The following is an 18,463-nucleotide window of genomic DNA, read 5'->3' as shown; positions in this document are numbered from 1 at the left end:
CAGGATAAGACCCGCCATGAAGAGTGCGTGGCTGAGGTCTCGGCTCTATACGAGAAGTGGCAGGAGAGGGTAAGCCGAACCCCCTGGAAGCCAGAAGCGCTGGCGCCTTTCGTAAAAGTGAAGTTCGCTGATTTCACTCAGACCACCATGGCCGATATTCAGGAATCGGCGACGCCCGAGGGTTTTCAGCGGTTGTTGCTTCAGGCTCTGAAGCGAGAAGACAAGCCTGTACGCCTGTTAGGTATCGGTGGGCGCTTTCCTCAGATCAGTGAAAAGCAGCTGAATCTGTTCTGAGTTCTCATAACTCCCTCTGAGAGCTGGCTCTGGCCAACTGCGACAACCTGTCGCATTCTCAATCCCGGCGCCGTCTCTATAATCCGTCGCACTTGTAACCTACCGACAGGATGACACTGTGCGCCCCTTGTTTACTGCTCCGACGTCTTTTTTCTCGACTGCGCTGATTGCTTCAGCCGTGCTCTCTTCTTCCGCGCTTTTGACCGCATGTGGTGGTGACAGCAGCTCGTCGACTGAAATTGTAGGCCCTCGTGAGATTGCCGCGACTATCCCGTTTGCGGCCGTGGTGGGCGATGCTGATGTTGTTTGCGGTGAAGATTATCTGAATGTGGGTAGCGATGCGTCGACCGTCAGTTTTGTTGATTTCCGTTTTTATGTTCACGATTTTAAGTTGGTGACAGACACAGGCGCTGAGATTGAACTGAGCCTTGATGATGTATCGACAACCGCTTCAGGTGAGAGTGATGCTTCTGGCACCAGTCCGTCACAGAACAGCCGCGTAGCTCAGCTCGATTTCCGTGACACTCTTGGGTGCGAAGCAGAGGCCGATGTAAACCCGAACTTTAATGATGGTGTGCAAGTCACCGCAACAGTTGAAGAGGGCGTAACGGTCGCGGCCATTCGTTTCACCTTGGGGGTACCTTTTGATCTGAACCACAAGGATCAGGCAGCGGCTGATGAGCCTTTGCGTAATCCTGGGCGAGCATCTGGCGCGGGCTGGAACTGGCAGGGCGGATATAAGTTCACGGGCATTGATGTGGCTCCAGTCGGTGGCTGGACTGACCCGCAAGACAGCGAACGCACAGGCAATCGTTGGAATATGCACCTGGGTAGCACGGGTTGCCCAGTGTCGCTATCCGATCTGGAGTCGGGCACCGAGCCAGAAATCTGTGAAAATCCTAACCGCCCTGAAATCACGATTGAGCTTGGCGCTATTGATGTCGAGCAGGCTGAGATCGTTATCGATTACGCGGCGCTGGTCAGTGGCGTCAGTGTGGCACAGGACGAGGGTGGTGCACCGGGGTGTATGTCGGGCACGACTGACCCTGAGTGTGAGGCTGTATTCGCTAATCTGGGCTTGGGCCTGGATTTGGGGGTGGGTGAAAATGCAGAGTCTGAACAATCGGTATTTTCCGTGCGTGAGAAAGTATCCGCTGAGTGATCAGGTCTGTGTTTTCTGTGTTCAGAATTAACGTTACCGGGTTATTCGCTCTTGTTGCAGCCACTCTGTTTCTGAGTGGTTGCCAGACAGAGAGCCAGACATTCGTCGATGATGCCGGTGCGCGTGAATCGGCGTTTGACTGGCGCGTACCAGCGTCTGTTCCGCTCCCTTACGAGCCCGACGATAACCCGATGACGGAAGAGAAATTCCAGCTCGGACGTCATCTTTTTTACGATGCGCGTTTATCGGTTAATGGTGAAATCAGTTGCTCCAGTTGTCACGAGCAAGCGCGTGCGTTCAGCGATGGTGTTCAGCACCCGCTGGGCGCAACTGGCGAGGTGCATCCGCGCAACAGCCAGTCGCTGACCAATGCGGCGTACTTTAATAATCTGACGTGGGGCAACCCAGCTCTGGCCACAATCGAGCAGCAGGTCATGCTGCCGTTGTTTGGCGAATCGCCCATTGAGCATGGCATTAACGAGAGTAATTTCGAACAGATTCTGATGTCGATTCAGGCAGACGAAACCTACCTGCGTTTGTATGCCGCAGCTTTTCCTGATCAGGAGGAGCCGTTACTGGGTGAGCTGGCCTGGGATAATTCTGTCAAAGCCATTGCGTCATTTGTACGCGGGATGACGTCGTTCGACAGCGCATTTGATCGCGGTGAAATGAGCGAATCTGCGAAGCGCGGCGAAGCCCTGTTTAATAGCGAGCGTCTTGAGTGCTTTCATTGCCACGATGGCTATAACTTCAGTGATGCCACCATAGACCGTGGTGTCACTTTCCTCGAACCGCTTTTTCACAATACCGGCCTCTACAACATTGACGGTATGGGCGCTTACCCAGACCCCAATACCGGGCGCCACGAAGTCACGGGTAACCCGGATCATATGGGGCAGTTCCGTACGCCATCCTTGCGAAATGTCGCCGTCACTGCACCTTATAATCACGATGGGTCAGTGGCGACGCTTGAAGACGTTATCCGCAATTATGCCGCAGGCGGCCGGGTGATTGCCTCAGGTGATAATGCGGGTGATGGACGTATCAGCCCGTACAAAGATGGTGTGTTGGTATCGTTTCAGATTACTGATGCAGAGGTCAGCGATCTGGTGGCATTTCTTGAATCTCTGACCGATGACGCCTTTCTCACAGATCCTCGATTTTCCAATCCGTGGCGCGCTGATTGAGCGCCAGATAATTTTAATGATTCGCTGGAAATTTATTGTATGAAGATAACCAAGACTCCTGCTAAGCGTCTGGCCAGTGCGGCGGGGGTGTCTCTCGTGTTGGCTTTACCGTCTCAGGTGTATGCCCATTACATTCCAGCGGAGGGCGAGCCCACGCAGGTGCATGGCACTGTGATGACGACATGGCGTTCTGCGTCACCGGTCGATCAGTATGAGTTCTGGCAAATTCCGGGTGCCTTTATGGGCGGCGATGCATGGCCAGTGTCACAGGGTGTCAGCCTGGATGAAGTATCCGTGACGGCAGCGAAACGCCTCGACGAGAATACTTTCGTTAAGCTGGGAGTCAGCACACACGATGGCAGCGATGCTCATCAGAGTGTGGGTATCGAACACGCAAGTATTGGATTTGTCTGCTGCGATGTGAAAGGCCCCTGGGTCGTTGAATTCGGGCGGATGTCGGCAGCATTTTCGCCCGAACTGCTGGCGCACAGGTCGACGTCGAAATTTACTGAACCTTCGTTAATTGCCGATGTATTTTTTGGCCGTCATTTTCACGATCAGGGAATACGTATCTGGCTGCACGAAACGGCTGGCTGGTCTGCTGGAGCAGAGATCTGGCAGGGAAAAGCCTTCCCTGCAACTGATGGTACTGATGGCGGCGCGTGGGATGCCTTTGCGCGCTACTCGTTTTCTGTTGGTTCTGTCGATGCCAATATCGGCGCCTGGCATTACCGGGCGCAGGCCAGTTCGCGGGCAGACCACCGTTACGGTGGTGGGCATCAACATACACCGGTCGCGGCGCCGGGTGAGCAGGCGGTGCAATTTCCGGATGTGCGTTACACCGGTGATCTCGATCTGACGGGCGTTCATGCAGGGGCCAGTATCGGCGTTGGAGCCTCTGCTCGTGTTGGCATAAAAGGCGCCTGGGCGCAGTTGAACATGGAAGGTATTCTCCACGATTCAGGTAGCCGCGAAGCTGACGTCACGGCCGGTCAGTATGCCGTCTGGGTACAGCCGTATCTGACATTAAACAAACACACGATTGCTCTGCGGGCTGAACGTTTCGTCACGGACAATACGCTTACCGGTGCGGCTGCGGAGACTCTTGGTGAAGGTGCGGGCGCGTTAAGTGAAGAGGGTCATACGCCCGAGCGTTTTTCTGCGGCCTGGTTGTATCAGTGGCGGCCTCAGGTGCAGTTCCGTACTGAATATATCTCAGACCAGACGTTTGCTGATGGCCAGAACCGCTATGCGGTGGGAGTGGTGTGGCAGGGAAGTTTCTTTAATTCAGTCAGCTCTGATTAATACATCGAGCTGACTGATCTTCTCGTGTTATTTCTCTTAGTTAAGAACGTTCGCGAACATTCCCAGCGGAAACAGCAGCAGTGATGTCCAGCTCAGGATAATCCCCAGTGCGGCACCGACAACAACGTCAGTGGGGTAGTGCATGCCCAGGATAACGCGAGACAGTGCAACCAGAAATGCGAACGGAATAACGATATAGGCGAGTGGTGGATACGCCCAGGTAAACAGTACCGCAAAATTCACAGCGTTCATCGTATGGCCAGACGGAAAGCTGTATTTATCCAGCGGCGCTGTGTGTGCGTGAATGTCTGGAAATGAAATAAACGGGCGCTTACGAACCAGACGATTTTTAAGCTGACTGTAGACCAGAATACACACCAGCCCAGCGACTGTGATGTGGCCAAGTTTCGCCAGACCTTCCATACCCGCAAGTAGTGGCAGCGCTAACGCCAGTGAATACCAGAACACACCATCGCCAAGGCGGCTGACGCCTTTAAAAAACAGGCGGATTGCGCGCATGTGCCCCATTCGATTGAGGCGCTGGCAGAGGCTCAGTTCAAAGTGATCCGCTCTGCGGAACAGAAACTCGGCTCTTGCTTCGCGTTGCTTGAGAATGTCCATTCGATGTTACCTCTGTCTGAGCTGCAGCCAGTTGCTGCAGAAACTCATTGATAATGCTGTCCCATGAAATGCCTTGAGCAATATCACGGGCGTTTTTACGAATATGTTTGAGCAGGTTCGGACGCTCACTGAGCGATAAGGCGGCGCGGATAAATGCCTGTTCATCGCCAAACGGAGCCAGCATTGCGCTGTCTTCGTCCTTTGTGTGCTCATGGGCGGCGGCGTAATCGAAGCTCACAACGCCGAGCTGGCTGGCGAGTGCTTCGGTGACGACGTTGCCAAAGGTGTCGGTAAGGCTAGGAAACAGGAAAATATCGCCACTGGCGTAATAGCGGGAGAGTTCTTCTCCGCGACGGATGCCTGCACAGATAATTTCTGGGTGGCGCTGACGAATGCTCTCTAATTCAGGGCCATCGCCGACCAGTACCAGACGAATGCTGTTGTCCTGATTTTTCAGTTCTTCGTAGGTACGCACGACAAGCTGAAGATTTTTCTCGGCAGCGATACGACCTACGTATAGAAGTACTGGCGTGTCATCGTTAACGCCCCAGCTTGCCCGCAATTCCTGGCTGCGATGTTCAGGCGAGAATTGTTCGCTGTTTACTCCGCGAGCCATCACACTGACACGCTCGAAGCCGTGGCTGTTTAATTCATCGGCCTGTGCTTGTGTGGGTACCAGAGTGGCGGCTGTGTTGTTGTGAAACCAGCGCATGTAGCGGTAGCCAAGGTTTTCTATCAGGCCCAGGCGGTAGTGCTTTCCATACTGGTGAAAATTCGTATGAAAGCCGCTGACAACGCCTGTACCCAGCTTTTCTGCCGCTTTACAGGCGGCCCAGCCGAGAGGCCCTTCGGTGGCCACGTAAATGGCCTGAGGGTTGAAGTCTTTCAGTGCTGAAAGAACGCGTCGGTAATAAGGCAGACCGAATTTAAGCTCTGGGTAACCCGGAATTGGCAGGCCCGGCAGAGTCAGTGAATACTCGTCGCCGTGGTCGTGTTTATTCTGGCGTGGACGAATGATCTGAACTTCAATCCCGCGCGCTCGCATGCCGGTTACCAGAGTCGCCAGTGTGTGCGCTACGCCGTTCACTTCCGGGGCGTAAGTTTCGGTCACAATGGTGATTCTTGATAGCTCTGGTGTCATCGCATTTGCCTGTTCTTCGTGCATATACACTACTTTGCAATTGCGATATGACAGAAAGGTTTCAGCTCGGTGAAGCTATGATGACGAAAGGAAAGGTTGTTTTATCGGGGATTAAAAAGGTTTGTGCCCCGGTGAAGGGGCACTGAAATATCAGGATTTACCTTCGCGATAATACGAAGGTGCGTTCTGTGTCCAACGGCGGAACGCTTTACGGAAGTTGGATGGATCACTGTAACCTACCAAGGCTGCGATCTCTTCAATCGGCAGGTTAGAGCTGCGCAGGTATTCAATCGCCATCTCTTTACGCACTTCATCGAGAATACGCTGATACGACGTACCTACATCCTGCAGGCTGCGGCTGAGTGTCCGGGTTGAAGTGGCCAGCTGGCTGGCGACGTCGTCGACCGGTGGGAAGTGCCCGGGGTTGCTCAGCAGTATGCGGCGTACCTTGGCAATGATGCCTTCTATCGGGCCCATACGTGCAAGGATCTCTTCGCACTGGCTCTCGGCCATTGCGGCTGTTGCCTTGTCGGCCATGACCAGTTTGAAGTCGAGTACCGTGTTATCAATGATGAACTCAGTACGAGGTTGATCAAACTTTACCGTGCAGTCGAAGAATTCTCTGTAACGTGCGGCGTACTCAGGCTCTGGGTGGTTGAGGTGTACCTCAATCGGCTGAGCGTCGTAGCGTCCGGTGAGGAAGCGGGCCAGCGTCGAGAACGACGCCACAAACACATCACAGATCATGCGGTAGATATGATCGAATGGAATGTGACTGGTGAGGCGTACAGCCGAAGTATCGCCGAGGTTCATTACTTCAAACGTGAACGCCGGGTCGACCAGAGTGTGGTACTTAATACCCAGTTGCAGTGCACTGCGCAGATCAGCACAGCTGAGAATGGCGTAGCCCAGCATACCGAACTGGTTGATGTTAATGGCTGCACCGAGATCAAGGCCGACACTGTCGTCCGGATAGTTACGGATCAGGTTCTCAGCCAGAAATAACAGCTGCTGATAGGTCAGGCGTGCAGATGGGTCATCCAGCACTTCAGCGCTGATGCCTGTATTTTTAAGAAGGTCGTCACGGCTGACGCCTTTATCTTCGCCGACTTTCAGCATGGTGGCCGGAATGTTCACCGGTACCAGTGGGTCCGTCAGACTCCAGGTGCCTCTGATCATGGGATATCCGTCTTATTGTTATGCCTGTCGCACAGGGCGTTACGTTGTTCGATTCGGTGGTTTTTAATCACTGGCCGAATTTTAACGTGTTCGATGACGCCACACCTTACTATAAAGAGGGCATTTAACGCCATACGGCAATGTAACCAAATTTATCACGGCGTGCGGAAGCGGTGGCGGTGCTTGCTCAGAAATCGCCCAAACTCTGACAGCTGGGCGCTGCGCTTGGACGACATCAGGTGCAAGATGACCTTATTCAGGCCTTGTGAGGACTTGTTGCAGAAAAAGAAGGCGTGTTTTCCGTCTTTACCCAATGGCCCGGATGAGATTGCAGAGAAGCCACATTGCCTCAACAGTACAACCAGCGCCTCGGCGCTCTGCGGGTGCATCAGAAACCACCAATACTTGTTTCTTATGCGTTCGAGGGCTTCCTGGCGTATGCCTTCGATGGTGACCGTCGCTGGCACCATGGCATCCCGCTGTCGTGCGCCGGCATAGCGAATCAGCGGCAACAGTTGAGGTAGCAGCTCGTGAGAAGTAAGCAGCAGGCGTCCGTCCCACTCACGGTGAGTCGCCGTCAGTGTGCGTGGCAATTCACGCATCTGCTGATCAAAGGTTTCTTCGTTTTCTGGCGCTTCCAGCTCCTGATCAGTCAGTGCAGCGTCCCGTAGTGTCTGTGCCTGGGTGATAGCGTCGCTGGAAGGCAGCTCTCTGGCGCCAGTTAATCGGGTAATTGAGAGTGGCCGGTGAACCTGCTTCTGGACGGCCAGGTGCTCGAGTTCTTTCCCCAGGCCTTGCCAGCCATGGGCTTCATCAACCAGCAGAATACTTGTTTGCATCAGTGCCGCAGGCAGGTCAAACCAGGTCTTTGCGTCCGTGGTGAGTGGATTGAGCGGCGCATAGTCTGGCAGTGTCATGTTCTGGACCGACTGGGTTGCGTACCAGACGGGCGCGAAACGTATCAGCAGCGAGTTGACTGCCGATTCGATGCGGTTGATCAATGTATCCTGCATAGTGCCTCACTCAAGACATGCCACTTTTATAAGTAAAGCAGACGACGGAGAGATCTGCAGGAGCTGGTATACTCCGCGCTTTTGGGGAGGCGTTATGGCCAGAGTTTATATTCCTGTGGGTACGGTCAGCGGTACAGCAAAAGCGGTGGCCGAGGCATGTGCTGCCGCATTGCGTACAGAAGGGCATCAGGCCCAGGTCGATACAGAAGCGAGTATTGATGCATTAAATAGTGGTGATTGGGATGCGATTCTGGTGGTTACTGCAACGACAGGTCGGGGGGATATTCCAAGCAATCTGTCGCCATTTTATGTTGATCTGAGGGAGCAGGCTCCGCTTCAGAACGGTCGTCCGTTTGGTGTGATCTGTCTGGGAGACAGCTCTTATGATATGACCTTCTGTCAGGCGGGCGCTTTGATGGAAGCACGTTTCATTGAACTGCAGGGCAAGGCGCCTGTACCGCGTGTGACCATTGATGCGACAGAAACTCAGACGCCAGACGACGATGCTCTGTTCTGGCTGAAGGAATGGATGGAAGAGGCGCTCTGATGAATGAAGGCCCGTCGTATAAACGTCACGGGCCTTCATGCGGGAGGATCAGAAGCGCACAGCGACCGATAGCTGAGTCTGATGGTTCAGTTCTTCAGCGCCTTCCGGCGGACGGCTGTCCCAGCGGGTCTGCCACTGCCAGTTGAGATCGGTGTTGCTGGCTAACGGCAAACGCATTTTAAAGCGCGCCAGCGCTCGAACATCATCGGTATCGTCAACAGACGGTTGGAAGTACACGGTACCCAGTATATGGCTATAGCCCAGCGGTGTTTCAGCATGGGTGTATAGGTTTAGACGCGTAAGCTGAGCTTCTTCATCGCCTGCGCCGTTATCTTCTTTAATCGACTCATGGAAAGCACCGACGCCCTGGCGAATCAGCTGGTCTTCTTTCCAGGTTTTCTGAAAGCGTACGCCGGCACCGGCGAGAAAACGATATTGCAGTTCAGCGAACGGATCACGCTCGTATTGAAGAAACGTTTCCTGGCCTACTGTCGCACGAAAGTTATGCACGTAACGTAAGTGGGCGAAGGTATTGTCGCTGGTACGTTCGTCATTAACAGACTCATAGGTTCTGGTGTACCAGCCGAAGGCGCGGTGTTCTGCATTTTGCCAACTGGTGTTCAGTCCGAGATTCCATTCCCGTTCTTTGGTGTTTCCTGATTGTGCATCCAGCCCCACAGTGGCACTGCTTTGCCAGCCATCGGCATCCGCAGCGCGGCGTTTTTCTTCAATATTGGTGATGGCAAAAGTCTGGAGGGGAATCAGGGTCAGCACGAGAAGCGGACGAAACATACGTTGCGGGTCTCCGTTAAAAATGGGAGATCCAGTGTACCATCCTTAATGGATTATGAAGCTTTTTGCTGCGGAGTGGCCGAATCGAGGTTACTGAAGAGCGTGTGCAGTTGGTGAATCTGCTTGCGTTGGCTGTAGGTCGTTCCCGGTTCCTGAGTCTGCTGGTACGCCTTATCTATGATGGCTTTTGCATCAACCGCCCCGTTGTCTTCACTGTTGAGGCGGGCAGTGTGCACAATACTCAGTGCCTGAATACCCTGGTTATCAATCAGGCCGTATTCCTGCAGGCGGTTCTGAAACTGCCCGAGTTGCTCTGGTGCCAGCGCGTGGATATTAAACTCCATAGCGACAGCGCTCATCATCACAGCGCGGTCAGATACGGTGTATAGCGCAGGAGAGGTGTCGTCAGAGCCAGTTTCTGCGCGTTCGGATACACCGGAAGGCGCCTGGGCCTGCTGACTTTGCAGATCGGAGCTGGTGGGCTGGTTCTGCAGATAGTTAGTGAGCGCATTAAGTAACATGACAATTCTCCTGTTCTGATAGGAGATAGCATGGGCTGTGCCAAGAATGTAACTACCTGATAAATATAGACTTTTAGCGCTGTCGTGGATAACTCTAAGAGTGGTTTTCGTCGAATCTTGCCGCTACTGACGGAAATTTAGCGTATGTCTTGCCGCTTCGGTGCTTCATTCGCCTTTGGTATTTCCCCATAATAGCCCTCAGCGAGGGACAATAATGAATAATAATAATGACAGCCGTCCTGCCCAAGACGGGAAGGCCGAGCTTAAATATCGGGGGCGACGAACCAGTCGCGAGAAAAGCGAACAGCGGCGTCGGCAGATTCTTGAAGCAACCATGCGCATCATTGTTCGTGATGGTGTCAGAGGTGTCCGGCACAGAGCTGTAGCCGCTGAAGCAGAAGTTCCATTGGCTGCGACGACCTACTATTTCAAAGACATTCATGAGCTGATTGCGGATGCCTTTACTCTGTATACCGAGTGGGCGCTTGCGTACGTGCAGAAGTTTGCTTCGGAATTCCGTGACACCGCGAGAGATATCCGCGGATACGACATGACGGACCCGCGACAGCAGCTTGAGGCCATTGAGCGCTTAGTGACCAGTCTCAGCGGTTTCTCGAGAGGCAAGCTTGCCGAGGACACGCGAATGTTGATTAGCGAGCAGGCGTTTCGTTATGAGGTGTTCGTCGAGGACAGGGTGCGGCGTCTTGCTCTGATGCATCGCAAGGCTCTGACAGAGGCCGTTCGGGAAATCACTATGCTGATGGGATCTCAGATGGTTGAGGAAGATACCGCCATCGTGATGGCCATCCTGCATTCTGTTGAGTACCAGTTGTTGCTTGATGAAGGGGACAGTGATGCACCAGAGAGAATTCTCCGGCGCTATCTGAGTATGCTGCTTCCTATGCTGGTGCAGCCAGAGCTCTGATCTCTCAGAGCTCAGATTCGTTAGGGTACCCGGTATCCCGCACGACCGAGTACCGCCAGGAGCATGTTCATTTCAGCGTTGCTGAATGGCCGTACATGGCAGCAGTGTTCACACATCACAGTGCTGGTGCTCTTGAGAGTCTCCAGACTGACTTCCGTTTCCTTGTCGCAGTGATCACAACCAACAGGAATCAGTACACGTTCCGATAGGATAGTGCTGATATCGTTATTGTTGTCTGCAGTCACTCGCATCGCTTGAGTCATGGTTCGCCCTTTATTGGTTTCGTTTTCTGAACGTACTTTCAGATTAGCAGCTACTCCCTGGCTTCCGGTGTCCGCCATGTCATTTATGGTGAACAAATGTAAACCCCATACCGTCGGCATTTCGCTGCGATTAATAAGAGTGTAGTCGCAATGTAAGAACTCGCCACACAATGTTACACAAAAGTCATGTTTCCGTTGAAAGTCTGGCGGTGATTTTATCGGCCAGCGCCAGAGAACTGGTTAAACCTGGACTCTCTATCCCAAGCAAATGCAGTAATGGCGCGGCTTCCGGTCGATTGTCACCAAATATGACAAAATCCTGGGCTGGTTCGCCCGGGCCGCTGAGTTTTGGGCGAATACCCGCGTAATCGGGATGTAACTGAGAAACGTCAACATTTGGAAAATACGATGAAATAGCGCGGCAGAACTTTGTTTTAAGGGTTGGGGAGACCTCATAAACCCTGCTGTGGCCATTAATGAACTGGGTGTCCGGACCAAATCGCACTTGCCCTCCGAGGTCCAGAGTCGCGTGAATACCAAGCCCAGCCAGGTCTTTCTCTGGTAACGGGTATATAAGGTGACGGAAGGGTGCTGACCCCTGATACGAAAAGTAGTGGCCGCGACAATAATGCAGTGGCGGTAACAGTGATGTATCTGTGCCTGAGCGGGCGGCGACATCGTGGGAGTGAAGTCCGGCCGCATTTATCATTCGCTCTGACGTGACTCTGAATTCACCGTCGCTGGTCTGTAAACTGATATTCCACAGGCCGTTTTCTGCTTTACCCGAAAGATAGCGGGTGCGCTTCATTAACAACGCACCCTGACGTTCTGCTTCCTGTTGGAGACGCAGCATGTAGGTGTGGCTATCGAGGATGCCGGTCTCCGGTGAGAACAGAGCCGCTTCGGCACGGACATGGGGTTCACGCTCGTTAATTTCCTGCCGTGTCAGGCGTTCTGTCGGAATATTGAGCGATTGAGCTTTCTGTTCCAGCCGATTCAGTTCAGGGTGATCAGGGGAAGGAGCGACAATAAGCTTACCGGTTCTACGATAAGGCACGTCGTGTTGCTCGCAGAATGCATAGAGTTGCTTTCGACCGGCAATGCATAGTGATTCTTTGAGCGACCCGGGAGGGTAGTAGAGCCCTGCGTGTATGACTTCGCTATTACGACTACTGGTTTCGCTGCCAAACAGGCCGTGTTGTTCGACTAAGAGTACTGAACGGTCGGCAGACAGCGTGCGTGCGCACGCCAGCCCGATAACCCCGCCGCCAATGATAGTTACGTCAAAGTCGGCGGGCATAGCTCAGAAGAGCAGGTCGGTAGCGCACTCGTGGTGCATTGGGTTTGCACGGCAACGAAGCTTCTTCATCAGCTTCATCATTTGTGTGTCGTACACGCCCTGAGCGGCCAGCTCGTCACGGATACCGGCCAGCATATCGAGGTATTCGAGCTCCTGTTCGTCAGGAAGGTCGATCCAGTAATTCTCCTGAATGCCGCGCTCCGCCGTGAGGATGTGTTCCATACCCTGGTCAAAGTGCTCGGCAAAAAACTCCCGCGAAGCCTGGCCAAAGCCGTCAGGCAGACGGTCTTTGTAGGTAATCAACTGGAAATTCATCTGTGCGAAAGAGAAGCGGTAGATACCGCCTGCCTGTCCCAGACCTTTGTACATTTCGAACGGCTCATAGGCGACAGCCGGCGCGTAGGCGATGTCTACGTCGCCATTGTTAAAGCGCGGAGCAAAGGTGGCGACTGTCGCTGGTACCATGGTAGCACCGATGTGTTCGACGACCTTTTTAGATGCCAGATCGTAATCCAGTGTTGCTACTTTGCGGCCTGCAGCGGCTTCAACAGAATCGATTGCGCGGTCACGAACGAAGACATAAACCGAACCACCCGGAATAATGCCAGACACTTCGTAACGGCCATCCACCATATATTTGGCTGCCTGAGGGCGGGCCAGCATATTGATCAGTTCGCGCAGCTGCTGATAGCTGGTCAGACCGCCGACGGCCTCCAGGCTACCAGTGAAAACGTTGAACGGGCGAATACGTGTGCCGGTGATCAGTGAGCCGTCGCAAACACCAGACTGGAAGTCCGCCAGAGCAACGGCTTCGTTGGTGTACGCTTTGAGTTCAGCTTCAACGCCCCATTCAAGAGCTGCTGTGCGGAAGTCCTGCATCCGGGTAAAGATAGGGCCATTCGCACCCACCGGATCAAAAATGCAAAACGTTTTCTGTGGAAGCTCCTTTCCCTCCGCAGCGAAGGCCAAACTGAACAGCGTCAGTGCGACTGCGATCAAGCGCATCTTAGTATCCCCAATGATTTTATTGTTATTCGCTCTGCTTAGTTTCCGGGATATTCACCGAAGTAATCAGAGCTGTGTGATTGTTGCGGCCAATGATACGCATATCTGCGGGGCAAAAAAAAGGCCTGATACCGCCAAGCATGCACGCCTGAGCTGCATTACTGGCTTAGTTTAAGTACCATTGGGCCCAATTTTATTTTTGTCGGGATTGCCGGATGGACACAGCGTTACTTGAGCAGATTGGTATGACCCTGGGTGTGGGTGGTCTGATTGCGTTTATGTTCTTTATCATTTTTGATCTTGGCCGGCGCTCAGGGGCTGGAAAATTTGGCACCATGATTCTCCTTCTGGGTCTGGGCGTTGGTATGGCGGGATACCTGATTAAGGTGATTCTGCAGTACGTGCTGGAGAACTGATTCAACGTCTTTTCCTGTATTCTGGCTGGAATTATCCCGCCTGGTCTGAAATGGCACAGTCCTTGTAACGCTTATGTATCACTACATTTGCAAGGGACACAGTTTCCCTGCAGGAGCCAAGAGAATGACCGCATACAGCGCGACTCTGCCGGGCGCAGACAACGGAATTACAGAAACAGCGACGCACGGAGCGATTTCTGAACGCACACTAAAAGGTCGGCCAGTCTCTGTGTTGCAGTACCCCGGCGCCAAAACAGTGCAATGTGTAGAAGAACAGGTGTCAGATTTACTCCCTCTGGCATTGCACGCTCTGAGTCGCTATCCCGAATACGAATCCAGCCCTCTCTTCATGTTGCATTGCGATTTCGCAGATAAAAAAGCCAATGACGATGCTCAACTGACGGACTTTCTGCAGCAGCATGAAGGCGAACGCCTTGTCTGGATGCCTGTTGCCGCGAATGCCAGCTTACTGATCAGTGCATTGAAACAGGTGTTACCGTCGAAGTCTGACAGTCGACTCAGGGATATGACGCTTCTCTATGTGGGCGATGCAGGACTGAGGGAAGTGTTGCAGCAGCTGGCCGAGAAGTGCGGAATGAAATTCTGCTTTCAGGCGTTTTATTGATCTGAGTCCGCCCACCGGCGCCATACCTTACTTCTTGTATAGTGTGAAAACTATTTTCACGGAGTAAACTGGAACTGAGACATGCTTACATTATCAAAGCATGATCACTTCCAGTTAAAGGAGAAGGTTATGGTCAAACAGGTTCTCAACGAGCAACTCGAATCCCTTCATCGTACCCTCAAGGAAAGCCCCGAACTCGACTCTGAAACCCACGCACTGCTACTTAAAATCGCTGATGACATCGCGAAGCTTGAGGCCAATGAAGCAGGTTCACCTGAGTTGAGCGATGCGGTGCAGGAACAGGTCATCCGCTTTGAACATGAACATCCGGCGATCTCAGCTATACTTCGGCAACTGACCGACACTCTGGGGCGCATTGGCGTCTAAGGAGCATCCCAAATGCGTCATATGCCGACTATTACCGAACTCATGACGGCTTTTCCCGCTCATGTTGAAGAGAGCACGAGCCTGGCAGAAGCCGCCCGCGTGATGGAAGTCCATCATTGTCATCACGTCCCTGTCATGAATCACCATGAAGTCACAGGGCTTCTTACCTGGGCTGATATCGAACTCGCACGAAGCCCGGGGCACCCAGCCAGTGATATCAGCGAACTGACGGCCGTAGATATGTGCCGCCGGGAAATTCCTGCCATAGATCTTCATACCCGCCTCGATGTCGTTCTCGATCAGATGGTCACCGATGATTTTGATGCGGTACTTATTATGAAGGGGGACCGTCTTGCAGGGATATTCACTCTGGAAGATGCTGCGAAAGGTTTTTCGGCGTGGTTAAAGAAAACTTATTTACCTACCGATGATCCGGGGTGCGCCTGACAGGTGTCCGGCTGAATAAAATCATTTTCTGCATTAAAAAAGGGCGTTAAGCTCTTTTTCTGCATCTGGATGAAGCAGTAATTATCCGGTTGCTACAAGCGCTTGACGGAATAGGTGGTTGTTGCGTTTTTTTTCTTATTGTCACATCACTGAAAAAATTCTTTCATCATCAACAAGTTAGGCTGCAGCGTCGGCTATCGCAATGCTGCAGTGCGTGGTTATCGAGGCGTATTTATGCGTCTTTGACCTAATTTAATTCGACCCGATTAAGCTGGTACGGGTTTTGCGACAGCATAAGCATTCAGGAGGAGCAGCCTATGTACAAAATCGCAGATATCCAGGAATACCGTAAAGACAGTGGCATCAAATCATCCCCATCAGCATGGGTGAATGAAGTAGCCAATGTGTTGGAAAGTCGCTACCACGATGATGAAGCTATTCAGCAATTGCTGATGTTAGCTACTCAGGTGACAGGTCTCAGCAATATCTCAATCGCTGTACCGGACTCTCCGAGCCGTTTTAAAGCTCAGTATTGTTCAACAGGCATCAGCAACGGCGTATACAGCTTCGCAGTTCAGCATGCTCTGTGTCGTCAGTTTGAAAGCCGTGAATGGCTGACGATTGGTGACAACAGTGAGCGCCCAGAGCACTTCGATCCACAGCTTGAATCTCTTTCTGGTTCTATGCGTTGTCTGTTGGTCCCGCTGACTATTCGTCAGTCTGTCATGGCAGTGATGGTGGTTGATCTACGCGGCCATGATGCGGGCACACTGGACCTTGCGGAGATCCGCTTTATTGGTGCTCAGATTGCGACCATTCTTGCGACTCAGGTTGTTCCGAATTTCAAAACACTTTATGCGCGTCCTTATCAGCGGGTTCAGGAAAATGAACTGGATGATATTCACGCGGCCATTGATAAGTGCAACGGCAACAAGACGATGGCGGCCAAAGTACTTGGACTGACGCCACGCCAGCTGCGTTACCGCCTTTCAAAACTCAGCGAAGAAGCTGCTGAGGCGTAATTAAACTGTCATTGATTGCCCGGCAAACTAGCTCGTATGAGTAGTTATTGCCGGGTATGACATGAGCATTCGTCACATATGTGTCGTTACAGAAACGTATCTTCCTGAAGTGAATGGTGTTGCGAATTCTCTGCAGCACCTGTTCACTCACCTTAATCCTGATCTTTATCAGGTCACCATTGTACGACCAGCTCCGAGGGTCGACATGGAAGTACCGGATAATGAAGTCTGGGTAAAAGGTATCAGCATTCCACAGTATCCAGACCTTCAGTTAGGCCTGTCTTCAAAGACGGCTCTAAGGTCTCACTGGAAAGCCAACCCGCCTGATCTGGTTTATGTTGCAACGGAAGGCTTGCTCGGTGCCTCTGCCGTCGCGATGGCCCGCGAACATAACTTGCCTGTCATCAGCGCGTTTCATACTAATTTTCATCGTTACAGCGGCTATTATGGCCTCGGTGTTATGCGTCGTATGATTATGGCCTGGATGCGACGCTTCCATAACAGGACGCACGTTACCCTGGTGCCATCGCGTTCCATGGTGAATGAGTTGACCAGTGAAGGTATGCAACGCGTTGAGTGGTTGCCTCACGGCGTAGACTGTCGTCGTTTTAATCCTGCACATCGATCTGCGACCTTGAGAGAGGAATGGGGCGTTGAATCTGGTGAGCAGGTGGCGCTTTGTGTCGGGCGCGTCGCAGCGGAAAAAAATCTGATCGTGGCCCTTAAAGCCGTGAGACAAATGCGTCTTGAAGGCCGTCAGGTCAGACCTGTTATTGTCGGTGACGGTCCCCTGCGTGAAACTCTGTCCGAGGAGTTTCCTGAAGCGGTGTTTACGGGCGTGAAGACTGGTCAGGCTTTGTCTGAGTGCTTCGCGTCTGCCGATCTCTTTTTAATGCCCAGTCAGACGGAGACCTTTGGTCTGGTGACTCTTGAGGCGATGGCCAGTGGGTTGCCTGTGGTTGCGTATGACATGGCCGCAGCCAGAGAATTTGTTCGGACTGGTGTCGATGGCTCTCTTGCATCTGATGAATCGGATGAGGCATTTACTGATGCGCTTCGTGTTGCCTTACGCTTTGATTCTACTCTGATGGGGCTGGATGCCCGGAGTCAGGCCGAACAGCTTTCCTGGGATATGGTTGCGCGGCAGTTTGAGCGTCGCGTTGAAGCTTTATTGGCAAGTCACTGTGAATCCAGCGGAGTGGTACACCCCTTGCAGACCACTTCTTGATAAGTATATCTGTAGGGGGGAAGAAGTTATGGTGGAATTCAACCGCCGTAGTATTGCGTTACTCCGAAAAATAAAAAAAATCGCTAAAGACGAAGTGGGCTGCGAAATCCACTTTGATTCAAATACTCTCGAAAATGATTTGCGGGTACTGGTGCGAAGCGGCGTCAGTGCTGAGCTTCTCGCGTTGGTCGAAGACTTTTTGCCCAGCCAGGCGCCACCGGTTGAGCCACAGATGCAGGAAAGCCGGAAGGTGTATCGTGGCAGTGAAATTCTTATGGACGACTCGTCACGGGTGCGACAGGCGAAACAGAAAATGTATCGTGGGCAACTCGTCGAAGCTTAAATCTGTTCCGTAATAGTGCGAAGGCAGCTTTTGTGTCATAAAACGGTGCAAAGGTTGCCGGATTTCCGTCAATTAAGTAACGGGCTCAGTCGGGTGTTCTGACAAGAATACTGACTTGGGTCAAGCTGCTGGAGAGTCCTCTATTCCTGTGTAAGCATATTTGATACAAGTCAATTCTGGTTATACCAGCCTCGCTATATTGAGACTGAAACAACACTGATGTCTCTTCTCAATGTGAGGTGCTTATTATGTTTATGGACGAAGTTGTATTCTCTGGTCTTGCGATTGTCGGGCTCACCTGTGCCTTCTTCGTTGGTGTATATATAGCGGTGAAGAAAGATATTAAAAAGCACGGTACGGGCGAATAAAAAACTGATCTCTCAGCGTTCGAGTTGATGCTGCGAGAGCAGAACTGGCTTAGCGAAGCCCTCATTGTTAAGTGCTTCGATTAACGCGGGGACTTCCGATTCAGGGACAGGCCCTATGCGCACCCTGTGAAGGGTGATGTCGCCTTTTTCTTTCGGGTAAATACCGACCGTCCAGTCGCCTGCTCCTACGTTGGCAGTAATTCCGGATAATTTCTCACGCAGACGCTCTGCCGAGTCCGGGTTGCTCAGAGCACCCGCCTGAATCCACAGTACGGCTTCTGACAAGGGGGCTTTCAGGACTTCAATTGCCACAGGCGCCGTACCGTCGTTATGAATATTCAGTTTCACCGCTGCTGCGTACGACAGGTCGAT

Annotated in this window: 23 protein-coding genes and 1 pseudogene; 14 read left to right on the top strand and 10 right to left on the bottom strand. The window is 52.5% G+C overall.

The window, feature by feature from the left end; all coding sequences use genetic code 11:
- From B2067_RS08265 to B2067_RS08250, 4 genes and pseudogenes are all read left to right on the top strand, one after another.
- A pseudogene (locus tag B2067_RS08265) lies at positions 1-294 on the top strand (DNA polymerase IV); the annotation flags it as partial.
- A gap of 118 nt (positions 295-412) precedes the next feature.
- A complete protein-coding gene (locus B2067_RS08260) occupies positions 413-1,456 on the top strand; it encodes an MbnP family copper-binding protein (RefSeq protein WP_301388095.1) in 1,044 nt (347 codons plus the stop codon).
- Between the two features lie 17 nt (positions 1,457-1,473).
- Positions 1,474-2,643, top strand: coding sequence for a methanobactin export MATE transporter MbnM (locus B2067_RS08255; RefSeq protein ID WP_301388093.1), 1,170 nt, complete (start codon positions 1,474-1,476; stop codon positions 2,641-2,643).
- Between the two features lie 39 nt (positions 2,644-2,682).
- Entirely contained in the window at positions 2,683-3,948 is a 1,266-nt protein-coding gene (locus B2067_RS08250; protein WP_301388092.1) for a hypothetical protein, read from the top strand.
- Between the two features lie 36 nt (positions 3,949-3,984).
- Here B2067_RS08250 and B2067_RS08245 read toward each other — a convergent pair whose 3' ends face one another.
- From B2067_RS08245 to B2067_RS08230, 4 genes are all read right to left on the bottom strand, one after another.
- Positions 3,985-4,569 (bottom strand): phosphatase PAP2 family protein, encoded by a 585-nt coding sequence (locus tag B2067_RS08245; RefSeq protein WP_301388090.1) that lies wholly within the window; start codon positions 4,567-4,569, stop codon positions 3,985-3,987.
- Positions 4,505-5,734 carry a glycosyltransferase family 4 protein gene (locus tag B2067_RS08240; RefSeq protein WP_301388089.1) on the bottom strand — a complete coding sequence of 410 codons (1,230 nt, stop codon included), beginning with the start codon at positions 5,732-5,734 and terminating at the stop codon, positions 4,505-4,507. Before B2067_RS08240 ends, B2067_RS08245 begins: the two co-directional genes overlap by 65 nt.
- 126 nt (positions 5,735-5,860) lie before the next feature.
- A complete protein-coding gene (locus tag B2067_RS08235; protein ID WP_301388088.1) occupies positions 5,861-6,889 on the bottom strand; it encodes an AraC family transcriptional regulator in 1,029 nt (342 codons plus the stop codon).
- A gap of 155 nt (positions 6,890-7,044) precedes the next feature.
- The gene (locus B2067_RS08230; RefSeq protein ID WP_301388087.1) at positions 7,045-7,902 is read right to left on the bottom strand and encodes a hypothetical protein; all 858 of its coding nucleotides are present in this window, start codon (positions 7,900-7,902) and stop codon (positions 7,045-7,047) included.
- 94 nt (positions 7,903-7,996) lie between these two features.
- Here B2067_RS08230 and B2067_RS08225 point away from each other — a divergent pair, with 94 nt between their 5' ends.
- On the top strand, positions 7,997-8,449 hold the full coding sequence (locus tag B2067_RS08225) for a flavodoxin domain-containing protein (protein WP_301388085.1): 453 nt from the start codon (positions 7,997-7,999) through the stop codon (positions 8,447-8,449).
- A gap of 48 nt (positions 8,450-8,497) precedes the next feature.
- On the opposite strand, the gene B2067_RS08220 is transcribed toward B2067_RS08225, so the two are convergent.
- Together B2067_RS08220 and B2067_RS08215 are read right to left on the bottom strand one after the other, a co-directional pair.
- Positions 8,498-9,241 (bottom strand): DUF481 domain-containing protein, encoded by a 744-nt coding sequence (locus tag B2067_RS08220; protein WP_301388083.1) that lies wholly within the window; start codon positions 9,239-9,241, stop codon positions 8,498-8,500.
- A gap of 53 nt (positions 9,242-9,294) precedes the next feature.
- The gene (locus B2067_RS08215) at positions 9,295-9,762 is read right to left on the bottom strand and encodes a hypothetical protein (protein ID WP_301388081.1); all 468 of its coding nucleotides are present in this window, start codon (positions 9,760-9,762) and stop codon (positions 9,295-9,297) included.
- A gap of 214 nt (positions 9,763-9,976) precedes the next feature.
- On the opposite strand from B2067_RS08215, the gene B2067_RS08210 reads away from it, so the two are divergent.
- Complete coding sequence (locus B2067_RS08210; RefSeq protein WP_301378211.1) at positions 9,977-10,687, top strand: TetR/AcrR family transcriptional regulator; 711 nt, start codon at positions 9,977-9,979, stop codon at positions 10,685-10,687.
- A 20-nt stretch (positions 10,688-10,707) separates the two neighbouring features.
- Here the strand turns inward: B2067_RS08210 and B2067_RS08205 are convergent, their stop codons facing one another.
- The 3 genes from B2067_RS08205 to B2067_RS08195 all read right to left on the bottom strand — a co-directional run bounded on the left by B2067_RS08205 (position 10,708) and on the right by B2067_RS08195 (position 13,255).
- Complete coding sequence (locus tag B2067_RS08205) at positions 10,708-11,046, bottom strand: hypothetical protein (protein WP_139325699.1); 339 nt, start codon at positions 11,044-11,046, stop codon at positions 10,708-10,710.
- Positions 11,047-11,134: 88 nt separating this feature from the next.
- The gene (locus B2067_RS08200) at positions 11,135-12,250 is read right to left on the bottom strand and encodes an NAD(P)/FAD-dependent oxidoreductase (protein WP_301378212.1); all 1,116 of its coding nucleotides are present in this window, start codon (positions 12,248-12,250) and stop codon (positions 11,135-11,137) included.
- A 3-nt stretch (positions 12,251-12,253) separates the two neighbouring features.
- Positions 12,254-13,255 (bottom strand): putative solute-binding protein, encoded by a 1,002-nt coding sequence (locus tag B2067_RS08195; protein ID WP_301388079.1) that lies wholly within the window; start codon positions 13,253-13,255, stop codon positions 12,254-12,256.
- Positions 13,256-13,470: 215 nt separating this feature from the next.
- Between B2067_RS08195 and B2067_RS08190 the strand changes: the two genes are divergently transcribed.
- The 8 genes from B2067_RS08190 to ccoM all read left to right on the top strand — a co-directional run bounded on the left by B2067_RS08190 (position 13,471) and on the right by ccoM (position 18,091).
- Complete coding sequence (locus B2067_RS08190; RefSeq protein ID WP_068436625.1) at positions 13,471-13,671, top strand: DUF2788 domain-containing protein; 201 nt, start codon at positions 13,471-13,473, stop codon at positions 13,669-13,671.
- Positions 13,672-13,795: 124 nt separating this feature from the next.
- Positions 13,796-14,296, top strand: a complete 501-nt coding sequence (locus B2067_RS08185) for a hypothetical protein (RefSeq protein WP_301388076.1) — start codon at positions 13,796-13,798, stop codon at positions 14,294-14,296.
- A gap of 129 nt (positions 14,297-14,425) precedes the next feature.
- A complete protein-coding gene (locus B2067_RS08180) occupies positions 14,426-14,683 on the top strand; it encodes a DUF4404 family protein (RefSeq protein ID WP_301388074.1) in 258 nt (85 codons plus the stop codon).
- A 12-nt stretch (positions 14,684-14,695) separates the two neighbouring features.
- Positions 14,696-15,130 (top strand): CBS domain-containing protein, encoded by a 435-nt coding sequence (locus tag B2067_RS08175; protein ID WP_301388072.1) that lies wholly within the window; start codon positions 14,696-14,698, stop codon positions 15,128-15,130.
- Between the two features lie 317 nt (positions 15,131-15,447).
- Positions 15,448-16,152, top strand: coding sequence for a helix-turn-helix domain-containing protein (locus tag B2067_RS08170; RefSeq protein ID WP_068436726.1), 705 nt, complete (start codon positions 15,448-15,450; stop codon positions 16,150-16,152).
- A gap of 61 nt (positions 16,153-16,213) precedes the next feature.
- A complete protein-coding gene (locus tag B2067_RS08165) occupies positions 16,214-17,380 on the top strand; it encodes a glycosyltransferase family 4 protein (protein ID WP_301388071.1) in 1,167 nt (388 codons plus the stop codon).
- 28 nt (positions 17,381-17,408) lie between these two features.
- The gene (locus tag B2067_RS08160) at positions 17,409-17,723 is read left to right on the top strand and encodes a hypothetical protein (RefSeq protein ID WP_301378216.1); all 315 of its coding nucleotides are present in this window, start codon (positions 17,409-17,411) and stop codon (positions 17,721-17,723) included.
- Between the two features lie 248 nt (positions 17,724-17,971).
- Entirely contained in the window at positions 17,972-18,091 is a 120-nt protein-coding gene (ccoM, locus tag B2067_RS08155; RefSeq protein ID WP_281251162.1) for a cytochrome c oxidase subunit CcoM, read from the top strand.
- Between the two features lie 12 nt (positions 18,092-18,103).
- Here ccoM and B2067_RS08150 read toward each other — a convergent pair.
- The coding region (locus tag B2067_RS08150; RefSeq protein ID WP_301388069.1) for an SPOR domain-containing protein at positions 18,104-18,463 on the bottom strand (360 nt) is incomplete at its 5' end.

Origin of the sequence: Thalassolituus sp. UBA2590 (assembly GCF_002339775.1) — a bacterium.
GTDB lineage: Bacteria > Pseudomonadota > Gammaproteobacteria > Pseudomonadales > Oceanobacteraceae > Thalassolituus.
This window is presented reverse-complemented; position numbering and strand designations above follow the sequence as displayed.

Bases quoted from the DNA above. Each gene is read 5' to 3' on its own strand.
- B2067_RS08215 (WP_301388081.1), bottom strand. From the start codon at position 9,762: ATGTTACTTAATGCGCTCACTAACTATCTGCAGAACCAGCCCACCAGC.
- B2067_RS08195 (WP_301388079.1), bottom strand. From the start codon at position 13,255: ATGCGCTTGATCGCAGTCGCACTGACGCTGTTCAGTTTGGCCTTCGCT.
- B2067_RS08175 (WP_301388072.1), top strand. From the start codon at position 14,696: ATGCGTCATATGCCGACTATTACCGAACTCATGACGGCTTTTCCCGCT.
- B2067_RS08230 (WP_301388087.1), bottom strand. From the start codon at position 7,902: ATGCAGGATACATTGATCAACCGCATCGAATCGGCAGTCAACTCGCTG.
- B2067_RS08225 (WP_301388085.1), top strand. From the start codon at position 7,997: ATGGCCAGAGTTTATATTCCTGTGGGTACGGTCAGCGGTACAGCAAAA.
- B2067_RS08170 (WP_068436726.1), top strand. From the start codon at position 15,448: ATGTACAAAATCGCAGATATCCAGGAATACCGTAAAGACAGTGGCATC.
- B2067_RS08185 (WP_301388076.1), top strand. From the start codon at position 13,796: ATGACCGCATACAGCGCGACTCTGCCGGGCGCAGACAACGGAATTACA.
- B2067_RS08220 (WP_301388083.1), bottom strand. From the start codon at position 9,241: ATGTTTCGTCCGCTTCTCGTGCTGACCCTGATTCCCCTCCAGACTTTT.
- B2067_RS08190 (WP_068436625.1), top strand. From the start codon at position 13,471: ATGGACACAGCGTTACTTGAGCAGATTGGTATGACCCTGGGTGTGGGT.
- B2067_RS08210 (WP_301378211.1), top strand. From the start codon at position 9,977: ATGAATAATAATAATGACAGCCGTCCTGCCCAAGACGGGAAGGCCGAG.
- B2067_RS08245 (WP_301388090.1), bottom strand. From the start codon at position 4,569: ATGGACATTCTCAAGCAACGCGAAGCAAGAGCCGAGTTTCTGTTCCGC.
- ccoM (WP_281251162.1), top strand. From the start codon at position 17,972: ATGTTTATGGACGAAGTTGTATTCTCTGGTCTTGCGATTGTCGGGCTC.
- B2067_RS08160 (WP_301378216.1), top strand. From the start codon at position 17,409: ATGGTGGAATTCAACCGCCGTAGTATTGCGTTACTCCGAAAAATAAAA.
- B2067_RS08240 (WP_301388089.1), bottom strand. From the start codon at position 5,734: ATGCACGAAGAACAGGCAAATGCGATGACACCAGAGCTATCAAGAATC.
- B2067_RS08165 (WP_301388071.1), top strand. From the start codon at position 16,214: ATGAGCATTCGTCACATATGTGTCGTTACAGAAACGTATCTTCCTGAA.
- B2067_RS08250 (WP_301388092.1), top strand. From the start codon at position 2,683: ATGAAGATAACCAAGACTCCTGCTAAGCGTCTGGCCAGTGCGGCGGGG.
- B2067_RS08180 (WP_301388074.1), top strand. From the start codon at position 14,426: ATGGTCAAACAGGTTCTCAACGAGCAACTCGAATCCCTTCATCGTACC.
- B2067_RS08200 (WP_301378212.1), bottom strand. From the start codon at position 12,250: ATGCCCGCCGACTTTGACGTAACTATCATTGGCGGCGGGGTTATCGGG.
- B2067_RS08235 (WP_301388088.1), bottom strand. From the start codon at position 6,889: ATGATCAGAGGCACCTGGAGTCTGACGGACCCACTGGTACCGGTGAAC.